Annotated in this window: 15 protein-coding genes and 2 pseudogenes; 5 read left to right on the forward strand and 12 right to left on the reverse strand. The window is 66.2% G+C overall.

Going from position 1 to position 16,576, the window contains the following annotated elements; genetic code table 11:
- Positions 1-25: 25 nt before the first annotated feature.
- On the reverse strand, positions 26-862 hold the full coding sequence (locus BLV57_RS38725; RefSeq protein ID WP_091298680.1) for a helix-turn-helix domain-containing GNAT family N-acetyltransferase: 837 nt from the start codon (positions 860-862) through the stop codon (positions 26-28).
- A 99-nt stretch (positions 863-961) separates the two neighbouring features.
- Here BLV57_RS38725 and BLV57_RS38730 point away from each other — a divergent pair, with 99 nt between their 5' ends.
- On the forward strand, positions 962-2,272 hold the full coding sequence (locus BLV57_RS38730) for an NAD(P)-binding domain-containing protein (protein WP_091298594.1): 1,311 nt from the start codon (positions 962-964) through the stop codon (positions 2,270-2,272).
- Position 2,273: 1 nt separating this feature from the next.
- Positions 2,274-3,479: an MFS transporter gene (locus tag BLV57_RS38735; protein ID WP_425426081.1), complete on the forward strand. Its 1,206-nt coding sequence runs from the start codon at positions 2,274-2,276 to the stop codon at positions 3,477-3,479.
- Here the strand turns inward: BLV57_RS38735 and BLV57_RS38740 are convergent.
- Together BLV57_RS38740 and BLV57_RS38745 are read right to left on the reverse strand one after the other, a co-directional pair.
- On the reverse strand, positions 3,476-3,880 hold the full coding sequence (locus BLV57_RS38740) for an arsenate-mycothiol transferase ArsC (protein WP_091298596.1): 405 nt from the start codon (positions 3,878-3,880) through the stop codon (positions 3,476-3,478). The two genes, BLV57_RS38735 and BLV57_RS38740, sit on opposite strands and share 4 nt — an antisense overlap.
- A gap of 25 nt (positions 3,881-3,905) precedes the next feature.
- On the reverse strand, positions 3,906-4,547 hold the full coding sequence (locus BLV57_RS38745; RefSeq protein ID WP_091298598.1) for an arsenate-mycothiol transferase ArsC: 642 nt from the start codon (positions 4,545-4,547) through the stop codon (positions 3,906-3,908).
- Between the two features lie 127 nt (positions 4,548-4,674).
- Between BLV57_RS38745 and BLV57_RS38750 the strand changes: the two genes are divergently transcribed.
- A complete protein-coding gene (locus BLV57_RS38750) occupies positions 4,675-5,067 on the forward strand; it encodes an ArsR/SmtB family transcription factor (RefSeq protein ID WP_091298600.1) in 393 nt (130 codons plus the stop codon).
- Between the two features lie 5 nt (positions 5,068-5,072).
- Here BLV57_RS38750 and BLV57_RS38755 read toward each other — a convergent pair whose 3' ends face one another.
- The gene (locus tag BLV57_RS38755) at positions 5,073-5,993 is read right to left on the reverse strand and encodes an AbiTii domain-containing protein (RefSeq protein ID WP_091298603.1); all 921 of its coding nucleotides are present in this window, start codon (positions 5,991-5,993) and stop codon (positions 5,073-5,075) included.
- On the opposite strand from BLV57_RS38755, the gene BLV57_RS38760 reads away from it, so the two are divergent.
- Together BLV57_RS38760 and BLV57_RS38765 are read left to right on the forward strand one after the other, a co-directional pair.
- On the forward strand, positions 5,992-6,645 hold the full coding sequence (locus BLV57_RS38760) for a hypothetical protein (protein WP_143047266.1): 654 nt from the start codon (positions 5,992-5,994) through the stop codon (positions 6,643-6,645). The genes BLV57_RS38755 and BLV57_RS38760 overlap by 2 nt on opposite strands.
- On the forward strand, positions 6,642-7,307 hold the full coding sequence (locus BLV57_RS38765) for a hypothetical protein (protein ID WP_091298608.1): 666 nt from the start codon (positions 6,642-6,644) through the stop codon (positions 7,305-7,307). Before BLV57_RS38760 ends, BLV57_RS38765 begins: the two co-directional genes overlap by 4 nt.
- Positions 7,308-7,379: 72 nt before the next feature.
- Here BLV57_RS38765 and arsB read toward each other — a convergent pair whose 3' ends face one another.
- The 8 genes and pseudogenes from arsB to BLV57_RS38795 all read right to left on the reverse strand — a co-directional run bounded on the left by arsB (position 7,380) and on the right by BLV57_RS38795 (position 16,572).
- Complete coding sequence (arsB, locus tag BLV57_RS38770) at positions 7,380-8,480, reverse strand: ACR3 family arsenite efflux transporter (protein WP_091298610.1); 1,101 nt, start codon at positions 8,478-8,480, stop codon at positions 7,380-7,382.
- Between the two features lie 106 nt (positions 8,481-8,586).
- Positions 8,587-9,546, reverse strand: a complete 960-nt coding sequence (locus tag BLV57_RS38775; protein WP_245757694.1) for an NAD(P)-binding domain-containing protein — start codon at positions 9,544-9,546, stop codon at positions 8,587-8,589.
- 19 nt (positions 9,547-9,565) lie between these two features.
- Positions 9,566-9,673: pseudogene (locus tag BLV57_RS44115) on the reverse strand (hypothetical protein); the annotation flags it as partial.
- Entirely contained in the window at positions 9,636-10,037 is a 402-nt protein-coding gene (locus tag BLV57_RS38780) for a winged helix-turn-helix domain-containing protein (RefSeq protein WP_091298613.1), read from the reverse strand. The pseudogene BLV57_RS44115 and the gene BLV57_RS38780, both read right to left, overlap by 38 nt.
- Entirely contained in the window at positions 10,018-12,273 is a 2,256-nt protein-coding gene (locus BLV57_RS38785; RefSeq protein ID WP_245757702.1) for a KAP family P-loop NTPase fold protein, read from the reverse strand. Before BLV57_RS38785 ends, BLV57_RS38780 begins: the two co-directional genes overlap by 20 nt.
- A gap of 45 nt (positions 12,274-12,318) precedes the next feature.
- Positions 12,319-12,519: pseudogene (locus BLV57_RS44120) on the reverse strand (cold-shock protein); the annotation flags it as partial.
- Between the two features lie 410 nt (positions 12,520-12,929).
- Positions 12,930-13,403 carry a hypothetical protein gene (locus tag BLV57_RS38790; RefSeq protein WP_143047267.1) on the reverse strand — a complete coding sequence of 158 codons (474 nt, stop codon included), beginning with the start codon at positions 13,401-13,403 and terminating at the stop codon, positions 12,930-12,932.
- A 145-nt stretch (positions 13,404-13,548) separates the two neighbouring features.
- Positions 13,549-16,572, reverse strand: a complete 3,024-nt coding sequence (locus BLV57_RS38795) for a BTAD domain-containing putative transcriptional regulator (protein WP_091298619.1) — start codon at positions 16,570-16,572, stop codon at positions 13,549-13,551.
- Positions 16,573-16,576 lie beyond the last annotated feature (4 nt).

Below are 16,576 nucleotides of genomic sequence, written 5' to 3' on the forward strand. Positions count from 1 at the left end.
GCAACGGGTTGGCGGGTGGGTGGGGTTAGTTCTGGTCGGCGGCGCGGCGTTCGAGGAAGACGGTGTCGCGCCAGACGCCGTGGTGCTGGGCGATGCGTTCGCGCACGCCGAGGGTGCGGAATCCGGCGGCGTGGTGCAGGGCGAGGCTGGCGCGGTTCTCCGGGAAGATCGCGGTCTGCAAGGTCCACAGTCCACCGGCGTCGGCGGCGGTGACTTGCTTGTGCAGCAACACTTTCCCGACACCTCGGCCACGGAAGGTGTCGCCGACGTAGACGGAGGTTTCCGCGACGCCGCGGTAGCAGTCGCGTGTGGACACCGGCGTCGCGGCGGCCCAGCCGGCGACCTCGCCGTCGATCTCGGCGATCCAGCGGTGTTCGGGCAGCCATTTGCTGTCGAGGGTTTGCCGTTGCGGGACTTCGGTTTCGAAGGTGGCGTCGCCGGTGGCGATGCCTTCGGCGTAGATGCGGCGCACGGCTGGCCAGTCCTGGGTGGTCATGGCGCGGACGGTGACGTCGGCGGGCAGGTCGGCCGGGCAGCAGCCGCGGGGCGCGAGCACGCCCATGACGGCGTCGGCGGCGTGCGGCAGGCCGGTGCAGCAGGCGGCGTTGACCGTGATCAGGGTGGTCGTGCCTTCCTTTTTCAGCAGCACGAAGCCGACGTCGGCGAGTTTGCGCACGTGATGCGAGCAGGTGGACTGGCTGATCCCGAGCTGCTCGGTCAGCTCCCCCACCGTGACCGGCTTGGTCGCGACCGCGACCGCGTGCAGCAGCCGCACGCGGGTGGGCTCGGCCAGGCAGGCGAACCAGTCCGCATAGGTCGTGGCCTCGTCCGCCCCCAGCGTCGGGGACACCGTCGTCGTCATGCGGCCCATTATCGACACAGATCGATGGTTGCGTCAATCGATCCAGGTCGATACAGTCGCCATCGTTGATTTGATGAATGTCTATACAGGGAGCGTGTGATGGACGAGTTGCCAGCGGTTGTGGTCGGAGCAGGCCCCGTCGGACTGGCCGCGGCGGCCCAGCTGGTCGAGCGCGGGCTCACCCCGCTCGTGCTGGAGGCCGGGCCGCAGGCGGGTGCCGCGGTCGCACAGTGGAACCACGTGCGGTTGTTCTCGCAATGGTCCGAACTCGTCGATCCCGCCGCCGAACGGCTGCTCGCGCCGACCGGCTGGCAGCGCCCCGAGCCGACGGCCTACCCCACCGGCGCCGAATGGGCGCGGGACTACCTGCGTCCGCTCGCCGCAGTCCTCGGGGACAAGGTTCGCTTCAGCGCCCGCGTCACCGGGGTCGCCCGGCGCGGACGCGACCTCGTCGTCGACGCCGGACGCGACACCGAGCCAGTCACCGTGCACGTCGTCACCGACCATGGCGAGGAACGGATCACCGCGCGGGCGGTGATCGACGCCTCCGGCACTTGGGGTTCGCCGAACCCGCTGGGCGGCGATGGCCTGCCCGCGCTCGGCGAGATCGCGTCCAGCGACCGGATCTCCTACCGCGTACCGGATCTCGCCGACCCGGCCGTGCGCGAGCGCTACTCGGGCAAGCGGATCGCGGTCGCCGGGAGCGGGCATTCGGCGTTGACGGCGCTGGTCGCGCTCGCCGATGTCCCGGACGTGAAGATCGTGTGGCTGCTGCGCCGCGGCGCGACCGGCACGGTGTTCGGCGGCGGCGACGCCGACCAGCTGCCCGCGCGCGGAGCACTCGGCCTGCGGGCGAAGGCCGCGGCCGAGGCGGGCTTCGTCGAAACCGTGACCGGGTTCCGCACTGCGGCCGTGCAGCCCGACGGCGATGGTCGTCTGGTACTCGAGTCGTTCGACGGCCACAAGCTCGACCCAGTCGACGAGATCGTGGTGCTGACGGGATTCCGACCCGACCTGTCCTGGCTGTCGGAGGTCCGGCTCGACCTGGACCCGGTGCTGCAGGCGCCGCGCGCGCTCGCGCCGCTGATCGACCCGAACGTGCACTCCTGTGGCACCGTCTACCCGCACGGCGTCAAGGAACTCACCCAGCCCGAGCCGGGCGTGTTCGTGGTCGGGATGAAGAGCTACGGCCGCGCGCCGACGTTCCTGGCGATGACCGGCTACGAGCAGGTCCGCAGCGTCGTCGCCGCGCTCGCCGGTGACCACGAGGCCGCCGGGCGCGTCGAACTCACGCTGCCCGAAACCGGGGTCTGCGGCGGCGCCGGGGTGTTCGACGAGCCCGCGCAGGACACCGGCGGCTGCTGCGGCCCCGCCGAAGTCACGCTGACCGCACCGTCGGCCGCACGCTGACTTGGTGGATCAGGCGGCGGTCACCCGGCCGCGGGCCGCGCTGCGGCGCGTGCTGATTGTCTTGTGTATCACCGAGATCACCAGCTGGGGCGTGCTCTACTACGCCTTCCCGGTGCTCGCGCCGACGATCAGCGCGAGCACCGGCTGGCCGGCGGGCACCCTCACGGCGGCCTTCTCCGCCAGCCTGCTCGTATCCGCGCTCGTCGGGATCCCGGTCGGCCGGTGGCTGGACCGATGGGGGCCGCGGGTGGTGATGACCGCCGGGTCGGTGCTGGCGGTGCCCGCGGTGCTCATGATCGCGCGGGCGAGCTCGCCCGGGTGGTTCTTCGCGGGCTGGGTCGTGGCCGGGGTGGCGATGGCGGCGGTGCTGTACCGGCCGGCGTTCGCCGCGCTGACCCGCTGGTGGGGGCCCCGGCGGGTGGTGGCGCTGACCGCGGTGACGTTGATCGCCGGGCTGGCGAGCACGGTGTTCGCGCCACTGACCGCCCTGCTGGTCGCCCACATGGATTGGCGACACACGTATCTCGTGCTCGCCGCGGTGCTGGCCGTCGTCACGATTCCCTTGCACGCCCTCGGGTTACGCGGCGAGTGGCCGCACCCGCTGCCCGAGCACGACACCGTCGTGACCGACCACGCGCCAGACGTTATCGCACGCAGCCGTCCGTTCGTGCTGCTGGCGGTGTCGATGAGCCTGGCCGCGTTCGCCGTCTACGCCGTGGTAGTCAACCTGGTGCCGCTGCTGACCGGGCGCGGGATGTCCACCGGCACCGCGGCGCTCGCGCTCGGGCTCGGCGGCGCCGGGCAGGTCTGCGGACGGCTCGGCTACGCCCGGCTCACCGCGGCGACGTCCGTGCGGCCCCGCACGCTGATCGTGCTGCTGTTCGCCGCCGCCGGAATCCTCGTGCTCGGGCTGCTCCCCGGACCGGCGGTGCTGCTCGTCGCGGTGTCCGTCCTGGTCGGCGCGAGCCGCGGGATCTTCACGCTGCTGGAGGCGACCGCGATCAGCGACCGCTGGGGATCAGTCCACTACGGACGGCTCAACGGCCTGCTGTCCGCGCCCGTGACCGTGGCGGCGGCACTGGCGCCGTGGGCTGGGACTGCGCTCGCCGGATACCTGGGCGGGTATCCGGCGGTGTTCGCGGTCCTGGCCGTCATCGCGGGTCTCGCCGGGGCGCTGGCGATGGCCACGATTCCGGGCAGGGGCTAGCTGTCGAGCAGCTCCGCGACCAGTCCACGCACGCGGCGGTCGATGTCGTCGCGGATCGGGCGCACCGCATCGAGACCCTGCCCGGCCGGGTCCTCGAGGTCCCAGTCGAGGTACCGCTTGCCGGGGAAGATCGGGCAAGTGTCGCCACAGCCCATGGTGATGACCACATCGGACGCATGAACGTCCTCCGTGGACAGTTTCGTCGGCACCTCGGCGGTGATGTCCAAGCCCCACTCGGCCACGGCCGCCGCGGCGGCCGGGTTCACCTTCTCCGCGGGCTCAGAGCCCGCCGAGCGCACGGCGATACGGCCCATCGAATAGTGCTGCAGCAACGCGGCGGCCATCTGGGAGCGGCCGGCGTTGTGCACGCAGACGAACAGCACTTCGGGAACGCTGGTCACGTCGATTCCTCCAAGAATCCAGGGGTCAGTCGGTCAATTCGTCGAGCAGATGGCGGACACGGCGGTCGATGTCGTCGCGGATGGGACGGACAGCCTCGATCGGCTTGCCGGTCGGGTCGGCGACGTCCCAGTCGAGGTAGCGCTTGCCGGGGTAGACCGGGCAAGCGTCACCGCAGCCCATGGTGACCACCACATCGGCGGTGCGCACCACCTCGTCGGTCAGCGGTTTAGGGAAGGCGGAGGTCAGCGGGACACCCAGCTCGTACAGCGCGCCGACGATCTCGTCCGGGATGCGGCCCGAGGGCTGGGACCCGGCCGAGCGGACGGTGACGCGGCCGAACGCGTGGTGGTCGAGCAGCGCGGCAGCCATCTGGGAGCGGCCGACATTGTGCACGCAGATGAACAGCACCTGCGGGACCGTGACGTGCGTCAGACCTTGGGACTTGCCCAGGTCAGTGAGCCGGTCCTGGGCGAATCGCGCGGTCAGCGTCGCCAGGTGGGTCTTGATCGATGCGTGCTCGTCGAGCAGCGCGTAGGTCTCGCGCACGTACTGTTCGACGGTCTCGCGGCCGAAGACACCGTGGAACTTGTCGGCCAGCTCGTCGACGATCCGATCCAGTTGCAGCGCCACCTCGCGCGCGGGCAGGCCATCGGTGGTGTTGACCATGATCTTCTCCTGACGAGCGACTGCATCGAAGTCTACCAATGCAATTCAATCGCCCTGGATCGATGTTTGTCAATGCAGCGGGTACGCTCGTGTGGTAGACGTCAACCTAGGCCAGCGAGGAGGACACATGGCGAGCACCAAACCGGTCCCGGTGACCTTGATGCTGTCCAAGCCCGCCGACGTCGTCGGCGACGCCGAAGCCGAGCAGGCCGCCAAGCTGTTCAAGGCGCTCGCGGACCCGGTGCGGATCAAGCTGCTCTCCCTCGTACGCGGCACCGCGGGCGGCGAAGCCTGCTTCTGCGACCTCGCCGAAGAGTTCGACATGCCGCAACCCTCGCTCAGCCACCACCTGCGCGTACTGGTCACCGCCGGGATCCTCGACCGGGAACGACGCGGAACCTGGAGCTGGTACCGCGTACTGCCCGGCCCGCTCGAAGCCCTCGAAAGCCTGCTGAAGCCCGGTGGACCGCTCGCGGACCGGCCCGCGGACAGTAAGGCGACGCCGGGCAACCGCTGCTAGCGCGGTCAGCTACCCCCAAGCCACCGTTGCAAAGCAAGTTTGAGGGCGACACCTGCGGCTTCTTGGCCGATCTTGCCGGCAACGCTACCGACCTTTTTCATCGCCGCCATCAAACGGCTGTCTTCTTCGACCGCGTCCGGCCCTGCCTCCCGCGCGGCCTCGGCCGCAGCAATCAGTTCGAGCTTGTCGTCCTCGCTCGCACCGCGGATACCTTCCAGAAAACGCGTCAGACTTTCTGTGTCACCAGGTATCACCTGGACCTCGTAGTGCACGGCAGTTTGGTTGTTGCCCACATAGGCGTTCTCTGCGTTGACGATCGTCTGGAAGACGGCACTGACCTGCTCACGTTCCGCCACCGCTTGCACGTTCGCCTCATCGAGTCGGGGAGCTACTTTCTCGAGCTCGAGTGCGAGGTCCAAGATCCGGTTGCGCACCGCGTCGATCACGCTGATAACGCGGCCAACGGAGACAACGCGGCGCGCGGATGCGAGGTACATACCTTCGATCAATGTGACTTCACCGCGATCGATCTGGCTGTTCACCCAGGCGATGGCGTTTCCTGACCAGGGAGCCTCCAACTTGTCCTGGTCGGATTTGATGAGAGCTTCGAGTTCAGCGATCGGCTGGCGAAACTCGAAGCGGAACATCTTCGCGAAGTCTTCGGGGAACAACGACTCGGGCAACAGCATATTTGTCGCGCTGGCGCCGTAAGGACCGTTCAGGTTCGCGTACACGTGGGCGATATCTGGACCACGGTAGCGCGGGATCGCCTCACCGGCCGCGTACCCGTCACGTTCCTTTTTCACCCACTCCGCGAGGTCATCGACGTCGCCCCGCACAGCGAGCACTTGTACGGCGCGAAGCAGTTGGGACACAGGCTTCTCGCCATCCATCGCATCAGCGACGATCTGCTGCAGTTGGCCCATGACAACCTACCTCCTTGATCCTCTTAGGAGTCTACGTCGCAACACCGACAAGGCAGCGCGCCGTGAACCGGCCGGGCTACTTCCATGCCCCCGCCGTGCCCTGTTGGATCGTGATTCGTGGGCGAAACGATTCAGCACTGCCGAACGACATATCGGCATGTGGCCCAACGTGATCACCGGTCTGTTCGCGCTCGCAGGCGTCACCATCGGCGTTGCGCTGGAGCCGATCAAGTCCTTGATCGGCTCTCGGGCGCGCACACGTCAGATCCGAGGCGAGCATTGCGCGAAGCTCATCAGCGCTGTAACGACGACCAAATACGGCGTCATCTCATTGAACGCAGCGGGGCGCGCTCGAAACGCGGGACAGCCTCGACCACAGAATGACCAAGTCAACGGCTGGATCGACCTCATGAACAAAGCCCGCTCGGAAGGTCGCGAGACGTCTGCCTTGCTGTACCTCTACGGCCCAACGGAGTTGGCCAACGAGGCGCGCAAGGTTCAAGCAGCGGAGGAAACCCTCTACTTCCTGCTCGATGATCAAGGTGCATCCGCTGATCCCACGATCGTCCCTCAGCGCCTCCACAACGCCAGCGAAGCACTCGACTCAACGGTTCGAGATTTCGCTACTCTGGCACGGCGATTCACCCGATGACCCGCCACAGTCGCCGCCCGACCTCATCTCGGACACACCTATGGAACGAAGTTTGGTTCTATGGGTTCCTGGCGTTCGTCGGCGGCCTGCTGCTCTTGGCGCTCGGCATCGCACTCAAGAAAGACTCTGGCTGGCGGGCCGCCTGGGGCCAGTGGGTAGGCGGGCTCGGCAGCATCGTCGCCGCAGGCACGGCGGTCTGGATCGCGGTCGAGGGGTGGCGACGGAGCGACGAGCAACGCCGCGCCGACCAAGAACGCGAACTCGCGAGCAAGTTCGCCGTATGGATCCAGTGGAATGGGGCCGATCTGGAGGTCGCCTACTACAACAGTGGGGCCACGCCGGTCTTCGACGTCGTTGTACGACCCGTCATCGGCAGCATCAACATTGGACCGCCCTTCGGCTTGAGAAACCTAGGCCCGACACAGCAAACGCAGGTTGTCACGGAGCTAAGCGAGGCCTTCCGCGGTTTTCTGCGGATCGCGCTCGACGAGATACAGGCCAGCGAGTCAGCCCATCCTCGGAGCGAGCCCGCCTACCCTTCGCCGTACCTGACGAGACGGCTAGAGCTCGTGAACAACGTCGGCGTGCACCTGAAGTTTCGCGACGCAAGCGGAATCAACTGGATTCGACACGCGGACGGGCGGTTGGTCCAGGCCAAGTAGCCGAGCCTTCGTCGGGCGCCGGTGCGGGCAGCCTAGCTACCCGCACCTCGCAACCCAACGCGCTCGACCAGATCAATCGCGTGTAGCCGACTTTTCCTCGGTGAAGAATTTCTTGGCCCACAAGCAGACGTAGACGAGCGCGACGAGCACCGGCACCTCGATCAGCGGCCCGACCACACCCGCGAGCGCCTGTCCGGAGGTCACCCCGAACACGCCGATCGCGACCGCGATGGCGAGTTCGAAGTTGTTGCCCGCCGCGGTGAACGCCAGCGTGGTGGAGCGTTCGTAGCCGAGTCCGACGCGCTTGCCGAACCAGAATGACAGGCCCCACATCAGTCCGAAGTAGGCCAGCAGCGGCAGCGCGATCCGGATGACGTCGACCGGCTGCGAGGTGATCGTCCCGCCTTGCAAGGCGAAGAGGATGACGATGGTGAACAGCAGTCCATAGAGCGCGAACGGCCCGATCTTCGGCAGCAGCTTGTTCTCGTACCAGTCACGCCCCTTCGCGCGCTCGCCGAAGGTGCGGGTCAGGTATCCGGCGAGCAGCGGGATGCCGAGGAAGATCAGCACGTACTTGGCGATGTCCCAGCCGGACACGTGCAACTCGGACTGCGACAGGCCGAGCCAGCCGGGAAGGACCTGCAGGTAGAACCAGCCCAGCGCACCGAACGCGATGATCTGGAACACCGAGTTCAGCGCGACGAGAATCGCGGCGGCTTCGCGGTCGCCGCAGGCGAGGTCGTTCCATATGAGCACCATCGCGATGCAGCGGGCGAGGCCGACGATGATCAGCCCGGTGCGGTATTCGGGCAGGTCGGGCAGCAGCAGCCAGGCCAGCGCGAACATCAGCGTGGGGCCGAGCACCCAGTTGAGCAGGATCGACGAGACCAGCAACTTCTTGTCGCCGGTGACGGAGTCGAGCTTGTCGTAGCGGACCTTCGCCAGCACCGGGTACATCATCAGCAGCAGGCCGAGCGCGATCGGCAGCGACACCGAGCCGATCTTCACCGAGTCCAGAGCGGTGTTCAGGCCCGGAATCAGCCGTCCCAGCCCGAGGCCGATGCCCATGGCGAGCAGGATCCACACGGGGAGGAACCGGTCCAAGGTGGACAGCTTGCCCATCACGGCCGGTTCGTGCTGTTCCCCGGCGCGCTCGGCGACAGACTCGCTCATGACCACCTGCCTCTTGCTGGATTGAAGTTTGCCGATTCAGACAGTAGCAGGCGGGCCGCCTCGAACGCGAGATCCAGCTCAGCGGCTGTGGTCCAGACCTCCCGGCTCATGCCGCGGCTCTCCGTGCGATCTCGGCGTCGACGGTCTTCGCGGTCCGCGCGGCGCCGACGAGGGTGGCCGAGGCGGCGCCGGTCCAGTCGCCGTAGCCGAGCGGGTAGATCCGGTTGTCGCCGCGGGCGTGGGCGCCGTCGAGCGCGAGGTGCCCGTCCTGGTCGCGCAGGCGCAGCGGCGCGAGGTGGGCCAGGGCGGGGCGGAAGCCGGTGCACCAGATGATCACGTCGGCGGTTTCGGTGCGGCCGTCGGCCCAGGCGGGGCCGTGTTCGGTGAGGTGGGTGAACATCGGCTCGGCGTGCAGGACGCCGCGGTCGCGGGCCTCGCGCACCGGCGGCACGGCTACGATGTCGCCGAGGCCGGCGACACCCGAGCTCTCCTCCCCTGTCTGGCGGGCGAGGAAGTACTTCGAGGCGACCCCGAAGAGGACGCGGCCGTCGACGTCGTCGGGCAGTAGCCGGGGCTGGCGGGTGGTGACCCAGCGGGTGTCGGCGACGGTGGAGGCCTCGGCGAGGATCTGCGCGGCGGAGTTGCCGCCGCCGACCACGACGACCCGCTGCCCTCGGAATTCCTCGGGGCCGTGGTAGCCGACGGTGTGCAGCTGACGTCCGGCGAAGTCGCGCTGCCCGGGGTAGTGCGGCAGATATGGACGGGACCAGGTGCCGGTCGCGCTGATCACGATCCGCGCCGCGAACCGTTGGTCCTGCTCGGTTTCGACAGTCAGTCGAGTGTCGCCATTGTGGACGGTCGTGACGCGGGCCGGGCGGATCACCGGCAGGTCGTAGCGGGCTTCGTAGGCGCGCAGGTAGTCGACGACGTGCGACGCCGTCGGGTACGGCTCGCCCGGTTGCGGTGGCATGCCCCGGCCGGGCAGCGAGCTGTACTGGGCCGGGGGAGAACAGCCGCAGCGAGGGCCACCCGTGCCGCCAGGCGCCGCCGGGCGAGTCCTGGGCATCGAGGATGACGAAGTCCAGGCCAGCGCGGCGCAGGTAGAACCCGGCCGCGAGCCCGGCCTGTCCCCCGCCGATCACCACCACGTCCACGTCACGGGTCGGCGGGTTCGCGGTCGAAGATGTAGCCATAGCCGCGCAGGGTACGGATGTAGACGGGGCGGTTGCGGTCGACCTCGATCTTGCGGCGCAACCGCAGGATGTGCACGTCGACGGTTTTCTGGTCGCCGCGGAAAGGATCCGCCCATAGCTGGCGCAGCAAGGTCACGCGCGGGATCGCGCGCCCGGCGTTAAGCATCAGGATCTCGAGCAGCTCGAACTCCTTGAGCGGCAAGTCCACCCAATGCCCGCGCGGGCCCTCGATCAGCTTCCGCAGCACGCCCTCGCTACGGCTTGTTCTCGCCGCCCGGTCGGTGACACTGGCCTGGAAGATCTTGCCGGCGGTACCTCCACTCCGCTGGACGCGGGGGATGGCGTCAGAAGATCTGCCGCGCATCCTTGGCGATCGATGGCTCACTATTCAGCAACATGCGCAAGCGGACAGATTGCAGCGTGGACAGCTGGATTCGATGTTCGATGAGCAGTGCGTTCCATGTCCCGACGTCCGATGCCGCCTGTTCGAGTACGTCAAGAACCGTCGCCCCGGCTTCAGTCCGAGCAACGAGCCGCTCAATGAGGAACGGCCACCGCAGTGCGATCATGGCCAGCTTGGCCACAACGATTGGTTCGACCTGTCGGTACGTACCGAACAGCAGAAAGGAGTAAAAACGATACAGGTTAAGGTAGCGCTTAATCTCGCGAGGGTTGTCCAGCTGAACTGACGCGGCAAGGCTGGCGATCGCATCGAAGGCCTCTTCGGCGGTAAGTACGTCACCCAGCACCCGGAGGACGGCCGCATCTATCGCAGGGCGGCCGAGTTCGGGATGTGTATCGAACAGTCTCTCGGCGGAGTCGAACAGGGACGTGCTGTTGGGCCGCTGCGCGCGAAGCGCCTCCTCGGCCGCACAGACCAGATCCTCGGCAGGAACTACGGACTTCGCAGATGGCATGGGACTCCTGAGAGAAGGAGACCTGCTGCTTGGTGTAGCTGCCGCCATGGGCTCTGGTGCGCGGCGAATTCGCTCGTCTCCGACCAGTGCACGAAGGTATTGATCCATTGTTTCGTCAGAGTCGAGGGTGGGCAATCCGACTGGCAACTGGATGATCTTCTCGAGGAATCGCCAGCCAAACTGCTCATTCTTGCTGTGGTTCTCCAGCCGTTCTCCGACCTCACGATATGCCACGTCGATATGGGCAGCGATCACGTGCGGCTCGATAGCCAGAACAAACATGCAGTTCTCAAGTTGGCCAGCAAGGAAGATATTGAGCGCCTCGATCACTTCGACGACAACGGCTGGTGAACACCGGTCGAGGTCGTCGATGAAAACCACCAAGGGCTGATCCGGCCTGGCAACGAGACCTAAAACATCGGCAATGTCACGATTGGCGCAAGCGAACGAACCGGTCTGGGCTCTATAATTGTAGTCGCTCAGCGCATCACCCAGCAGCGTGCCACCCGTTTCCCAGGTACCCCGCGCGATCTGACCCGGGGTCGGCTGACTGACTGCCTGGCCGAACGTGCGAGCTGCCGGCGCCAGGAGGAAACGTGCAGTACTGACCAAGCCACCGCCAGCCAGCACTGCAAAGGAGGCGACGGCGCTCCAGCGGAAGATTCCGTCAGCGAAGTGAAATAGGGATGCCAAGGCAGCGAAGGCGAGGATCAGTACGGCTACGAAAAAGGCAGGCACAAGCTTTTGGAGAATTAGTCGATAGGCTCGCCGGCGCACCGCGAGGACGTCCAGGCGCCTCAGGTTGAGGCGCAGCCAGAACCGCTCCCTCTCGCCAGTGGCCATGCGGCTGGTCACCTGCTCGATGATCGAATCAGCGAGGCCAGCCCATACTTGTTCGCTTTTCTGGTACATCCATGGGTTGAACCACACCGTGGGCCGCCAGCGACCGGTTTCCCCAGCAGCCTCATGCGTAATCTCAGGGGACGCAGCCTTGGTGAGGTTCCTGAGAACCTCGGCGTTTGATACCGATTCCGACGCCGCAGGCGCAGCACCTCGTCTGCGGCGCCAGCGCAACAAAGCCGGAACCGTAGGAGAGAGCTCGATGCGGCGGAGCCGTCCCTCGGCGTCGATGTCATCCAAGTCAGCCTGGATCATCCGCATCAGGGATGTCTTCCCAGCGCCCCAGTCGCCTCGCAGGGCCACGACCAACGGGGGGCGTGATTGAGGATGCCGGATGAACTCAGCGAGGGCGGTGGCGTACCGGCTGCGGCCCAACTGGTCCTCGATGGTCCAGAAATCTCGGACTAGTCGTGACCGCGGCTGTCGGTTGGCTGCCGAGCGCCGCAATTCGAGCAAAAGGTGGGTAGACAGACCCGGGTCATCGACAACCTCCTCGGCAAAAAGCTGCGCAGCATCCTCCCAGTCGGCGGTGACAACCCGCTGGTAGCCGCCGTCGATCGGTGCGAGCCACCCAGTGCGCACGAGTTCTGTCAGCAGCTGCTCAAGATATTCAGGCGACGCATCATTGGCCAGGACCTCTACATGCTGAGAAGTTATGGTTTCATCGGCACCAAGGAGAGTGAGTCGACCCAAGAGCCTGCGCGCTGGCAACAAACTCGGGCGTTGTCGACTTGGAGGCCTAAGGCGTTGTGGTCCAAAAGGTGGAGGTGCCTGGGAGGTCACCGGCCCCAGATCTGACGCTATCGAACTGGTCAACTCCTCGTCGTGAACGACCCGAACCTGCAGGGCCTGAGGGCCGCGCGCAGCGTCGCGCATTTCGAACTCCACTCGCTGCCCCTCTGCGAGCGAGCGAAATCCGCGCCCCTCGAGTTCGCTGTAGTGGACAAAAACATCGGAATCAGAATCATCAGGAGTTATGAAACCGAATCCTTTTTCCGCGTTGAACCACTTCACGACACCACTAGCCATAGCTACCCAGTCGCCCAGACACTGAACAGTGTTACATGGCGTAACCGAACCGAGATGGACTACCACGAACGCCCACCGGCGACGGCGATGCTCTCACAAGCTGACGCAAACTGTCCTGCTGAGAGAGTTAACCACCAAAGCAACGAGCGATGGCAGAACGGCACGCCACCAGCGCTAGGAGGTCAAGGCAGTTGCTATCTCGGTCGCCATCCGCGTACTAAACACTGAGGAATACGATAGACCCCGCAGCAACTACCCGTCCGGTCGGTGGCGGCCAACCCATCGACATATTCTCCGGGTTTCACCAGAACGCATGGTCGCCCTCACGGGCGGCAGGTCCGCAGATTGCGCACGCCTGGAGTTCCCAGCTGACTTGGCGGGTGGCCGCCCGAGAACGAGGTCCGCTTATGTCACGCGACGCGAGCGGCTTCATAGCAGCGCTGCCGCTCCCGGATCCACATCGACGCGTCGTCCAGTGCGTGGTACTCGTTTCGAAGGCGCCGACCCAAGCCGTAAAACCCTACACTCGGTGCCCCGCTCTCCTTTGAGACGACGAGCGCACTCCACATCGGTTCACCCTGACGGACAGCCCGCGTCGAGACCTGATCGAGGAAGTGGCCAAGGTGATCAGGCCGGACGCCGACTCGCCTGCCGAGCGGCGCATACTGGATCAGTCCTTCACCGGACGCGACGCCATAGAGGATGTCGGCAATGCGGTCGACACGGTCCATCTCGAATGTTTCCGGCATTGGTATCCCAACATCGTCGGCGGTGGTCTCGTGGTCCTGGAAGGAGTCGTCGATGCAGTCAGAACCGTTACGTGTCACCCGGGTGCGACCGGACTTTTTTCCCGGTCCGTACAGCGAGAGCCCCAGATCGGACAAGTCGACAGCCGACACCACGAACGGCGCGATTCACACCACGACGCCCTGACCCGGGGACCGGGTTGACCTTCCCCGACACGGAAATGCTTATTGCACATACAGACGTCGAACCCTTTGAGATGGTGAAGACCTCGCTAAGCGCGGCTCAAACAGGCGTTCTCAACGATGCTCGGTATCGCAAGTCCAGAAGCTTGTGCACCAGCTCGCTAGTTTCCTCGTCGAGGTCCACGTCCAGGTCCGCCGCGAGACCTGCAAGTTTGTCAGCGGTCTCCTTGACTCCAGCGAGGTTGCCAGCTTGGTGCTCCACACGAAGCAGGTCTCGGTAAAGTATCTCGCTGGCGGGGTCCGCTTGAAGCCCTCGCGCAAGGGCTTTCCTTGCCGCAGCGAGACTTCCGGTCTTCTGAGATGCGTCCGCGATGGCGTGGGCGACGTCGACGATCGCGTCGGTCATCTCGCGTTGGATCCATGAACTCCACACGTATCGGCCGTGGGGGATGCTGCTGAATGGCATTCCGGTGACCAAGCTGAGGGCCTGCTTGAGGTAGGGCAATCCGTCGGCAGGTGCCTGGCTGAGTCCTTCCTGAACCAGACTTTCAAAGCGATGCCAGTCGCAGCGCACCGACTCTGAAAGCCGGTAGCCGCCACGCTTGATGTCGACGTTGGGCAGGTAGAGCTCGCCGTCGTGGTCGCGGCCGAGCCAGGTGCGCAGCCGTGAAATGTAGCCCTGGCGGGTTGAGGCGGACCACGGTTGGGCACCGGTGCCCATCTGGCGGGAGATTTCGTCGGCGGTGACGCCGGAGTGCAGGGCAAGGAACGCGGCGAGTTCGGTGAGCCTGTTGAACTTCTTCGCCTCGACATGGTCCGGGTCGACGTTGGCCAAGACGACTGGACCGAGGACTCGCACCTCGGGGACGTCGGAGCACGCCTGCTCGATCTCACTGTCTTCGGGCTCGACTTCGAGTTCGTCGGGATCGAGCGGAACTGGAAGAGCGTCGGGCTCAGGTGGGATGTTGCGGAAGTTCTCGACCGGCACGTTGATGGCGTTGTCCGCGGAGGCGAGCGCGGCGACCAGTTCGCGGTCCTGCGCTGGGCTCAGCCGTTGCAGGTCGACCTCGAGCCCGAGCGGCTCGATCCGCGTGCGCTTCGTGCCGAGGTCGAAGTGCCAGGCGCCGGGCAGGTCGTCTGCAACTTCTGCGGCGGTGATGACCGCGGCCAAGCTCGACGTGGGGCGGTCGAAGGAGACGAGGTTGCAGAGCCGGTCTTGCTGGCTGCGGTTGAAGGGCGCGGCGGAGAGGATGATCTCCGGGCTCCAGGTGTCTTCGGCGAGGCCGAGTCCGCGAGCCTGGTCGATCGAACAGGTATCCGCGGCCTGAAGACCTTCGCGGACGTCCTGTGCGCGGCGTTCGAAGGTGTCGAGGGCGTCGTCGATGGTGGCGGCGTAGCGGAGGCGGCCGGGGTTGTGGGCGGCGGTGGTTTGGCCGAAGCCGATGAGGGTGGCGACGAGGTGGTCGGCCCAGCTGGAAGCGGCGAGGTCCCAGGCCATGGCCAGCAGGACGGCTTCCATGTCGTCGGTGTTACCGGTCAGCGTGATGGCGCCGACTTGTTCGAGGTTGAGCAGGATGAGGTTGCGGTGCTGGTCGTGTCCTAGCGAGATGAGCGCTGGGTAGGGAGGGGGGACGGTACGCAGGAAATCCAGATCCACCGCTTCGGCCGCGGGATCGAACGCCCACGCGCCTGGTGCTTCTCGGAGTGCGACGAGCGGCGACGGGGGCTTGCCGGGTTCTTGAGGATGCAGGACCACGCCGCTAGCGCCGACGGTCACGGCCCGGATCGCGGGGAGCGCCTGGCCTGCTTGGTGAACGTGATGAGCGAGCGTGCGCAAGGTGGTATCGAGGTCGTCGACGGTGGCCGGTTGCTCGGCCACGCGAAGGGCGGTTTCGAAGTCACCGGGGAGGTTCGTGTGGATCCGGTGTCCTGGACGGCGACGGCGCTGGGCGCGCATGCGGCGGGTACCAAGGGTGGCGAGAAGGCCCGCGGCGAGCAGACCGCCGACGCTGAACCCGATCAACGACATCGGGCTGCCGTCATCGACTTCGGCAGCTGGAGCGCGGTGTGCCGTCGGCGCAGCAGGAACGGGTGTGGCTGACCGACTGGGAGCTGCTGGGATCGGGTTGGACTCGGATGGTGAGTCTGGTTTCGCCGGCTGGTCCTGCGCGACGGGCGTTGGTGCGGCGCAGCTCGGAATCAGCGGTGGAGTGCCACCGGCGATCGGGTCTGCGTTTGTCCGCGAGGCTGACTGGGATGCCGAGCCGCCCGCTGGGCGCGGGCCAGTGCTGGGGAGCCGCAGGACGGTTCCCGGGTAGATGTGGTTCGGAGTGGTGAGCGGTGCTCCGCCGGGTTGTTGGCGGCCCTTGTTCAGCGCGAAGATCTCCGGGTAGCGGCGAGCGTCGCCGAGATGGTCACGGGCGATCTTCGACAGTGTGTCGCCTTGGCGGACACAGACCTCATCGCACGCTTCGTTCTCCGGCAGGAGCAGTTTCCAGCCTGGTTTGATCAGTCCGACGTCACGGAGGGCGGCGCCGTCGGGTTGGCGACGGTCTTTGTTGAGGTCGAAGATCTCGCGGTAGCGGTTTTCGTCGCCGAGCTGGTCGGCGGCGATGCTCATCAGGGACTCACCCGGCGCCACCGTGTGCGTTGACGGCTTCGGCGCTTTTGAGGTCGCTGGTTCCGCAGGCGCTGCTCCGGTGGGTGACGCGGTCGTGGGTGGCGTCGTGCTGAGCAGGTGGCTGGCTGACGTGTGCGGGATGGTTTCGGCGGCGGTGGCGGTGCTGGCAAGCAGTGTCAGCAGGAGTCCGGCGACGAGTTTCTGGGCCCAGCCGAAGCCGCGGACCCGCGGGACAGAGACACCGCGCAGGGCTGCGATCGCTTCGAGGAGCACCGCGACGACGAGTTGCAGCCAGGCGATCAGGCCGATGAGGACAAGCAAGCCGAGGAACACGTGCCCGCTGTCGCGTTCGGTGAACCAGTCCAGTAGCTCTTGCCCGGTTGGGAGGTGGTCCGGCAGGAATGTGGAGCGCAATGTCCACAACAGAAAAGGAGGCACCGCGATCAAGGCGATCAGCGTGAGTGACGCGGTGCCCGTGCGGGCGAGTTTGGTGGCTGGTCGCATGGGT

It is taken from the genome of Amycolatopsis xylanica (assembly GCF_900107045.1).
In the GTDB taxonomy this organism is placed as follows: Bacteria; Actinomycetota; Actinomycetes; order Mycobacteriales; family Pseudonocardiaceae; genus Amycolatopsis; species Amycolatopsis xylanica.

Bases quoted from the DNA above. Each gene is read 5' to 3' on its own strand.
- BLV57_RS38725 (WP_091298680.1), bottom strand. From the start codon at position 862: ATGACGACGACGGTGTCCCCGACGCTGGGGGCGGACGAGGCCACGACC.
- BLV57_RS38730 (WP_091298594.1), top strand. From the start codon at position 962: ATGGACGAGTTGCCAGCGGTTGTGGTCGGAGCAGGCCCCGTCGGACTG.
- BLV57_RS38745 (WP_091298598.1), bottom strand. From the start codon at position 4,547: ATGGTCAACACCACCGATGGCCTGCCCGCGCGCGAGGTGGCGCTGCAA.
- BLV57_RS38750 (WP_091298600.1), top strand. From the start codon at position 4,675: ATGGCGAGCACCAAACCGGTCCCGGTGACCTTGATGCTGTCCAAGCCC.
- BLV57_RS38760 (WP_143047266.1), top strand. From the start codon at position 5,992: ATGACAACCTACCTCCTTGATCCTCTTAGGAGTCTACGTCGCAACACC.
- BLV57_RS38755 (WP_091298603.1), bottom strand. From the start codon at position 5,993: ATGGGCCAACTGCAGCAGATCGTCGCTGATGCGATGGATGGCGAGAAG.
- BLV57_RS38765 (WP_091298608.1), top strand. From the start codon at position 6,642: ATGACCCGCCACAGTCGCCGCCCGACCTCATCTCGGACACACCTATGG.
- arsB (WP_091298610.1), bottom strand. From the start codon at position 8,480: ATGAGCGAGTCTGTCGCCGAGCGCGCCGGGGAACAGCACGAACCGGCC.
- BLV57_RS38775 (WP_245757694.1), bottom strand. From the start codon at position 9,546: ATGCCCAGGACTCGCCCGGCGGCGCCTGGCGGCACGGGTGGCCCTCGC.
- BLV57_RS38780 (WP_091298613.1), bottom strand. From the start codon at position 10,037: ATGCGCGGCAGATCTTCTGACGCCATCCCCCGCGTCCAGCGGAGTGGA.
- BLV57_RS38795 (WP_091298619.1), bottom strand. From the start codon at position 16,572: ATGCGACCAGCCACCAAACTCGCCCGCACGGGCACCGCGTCACTCACG.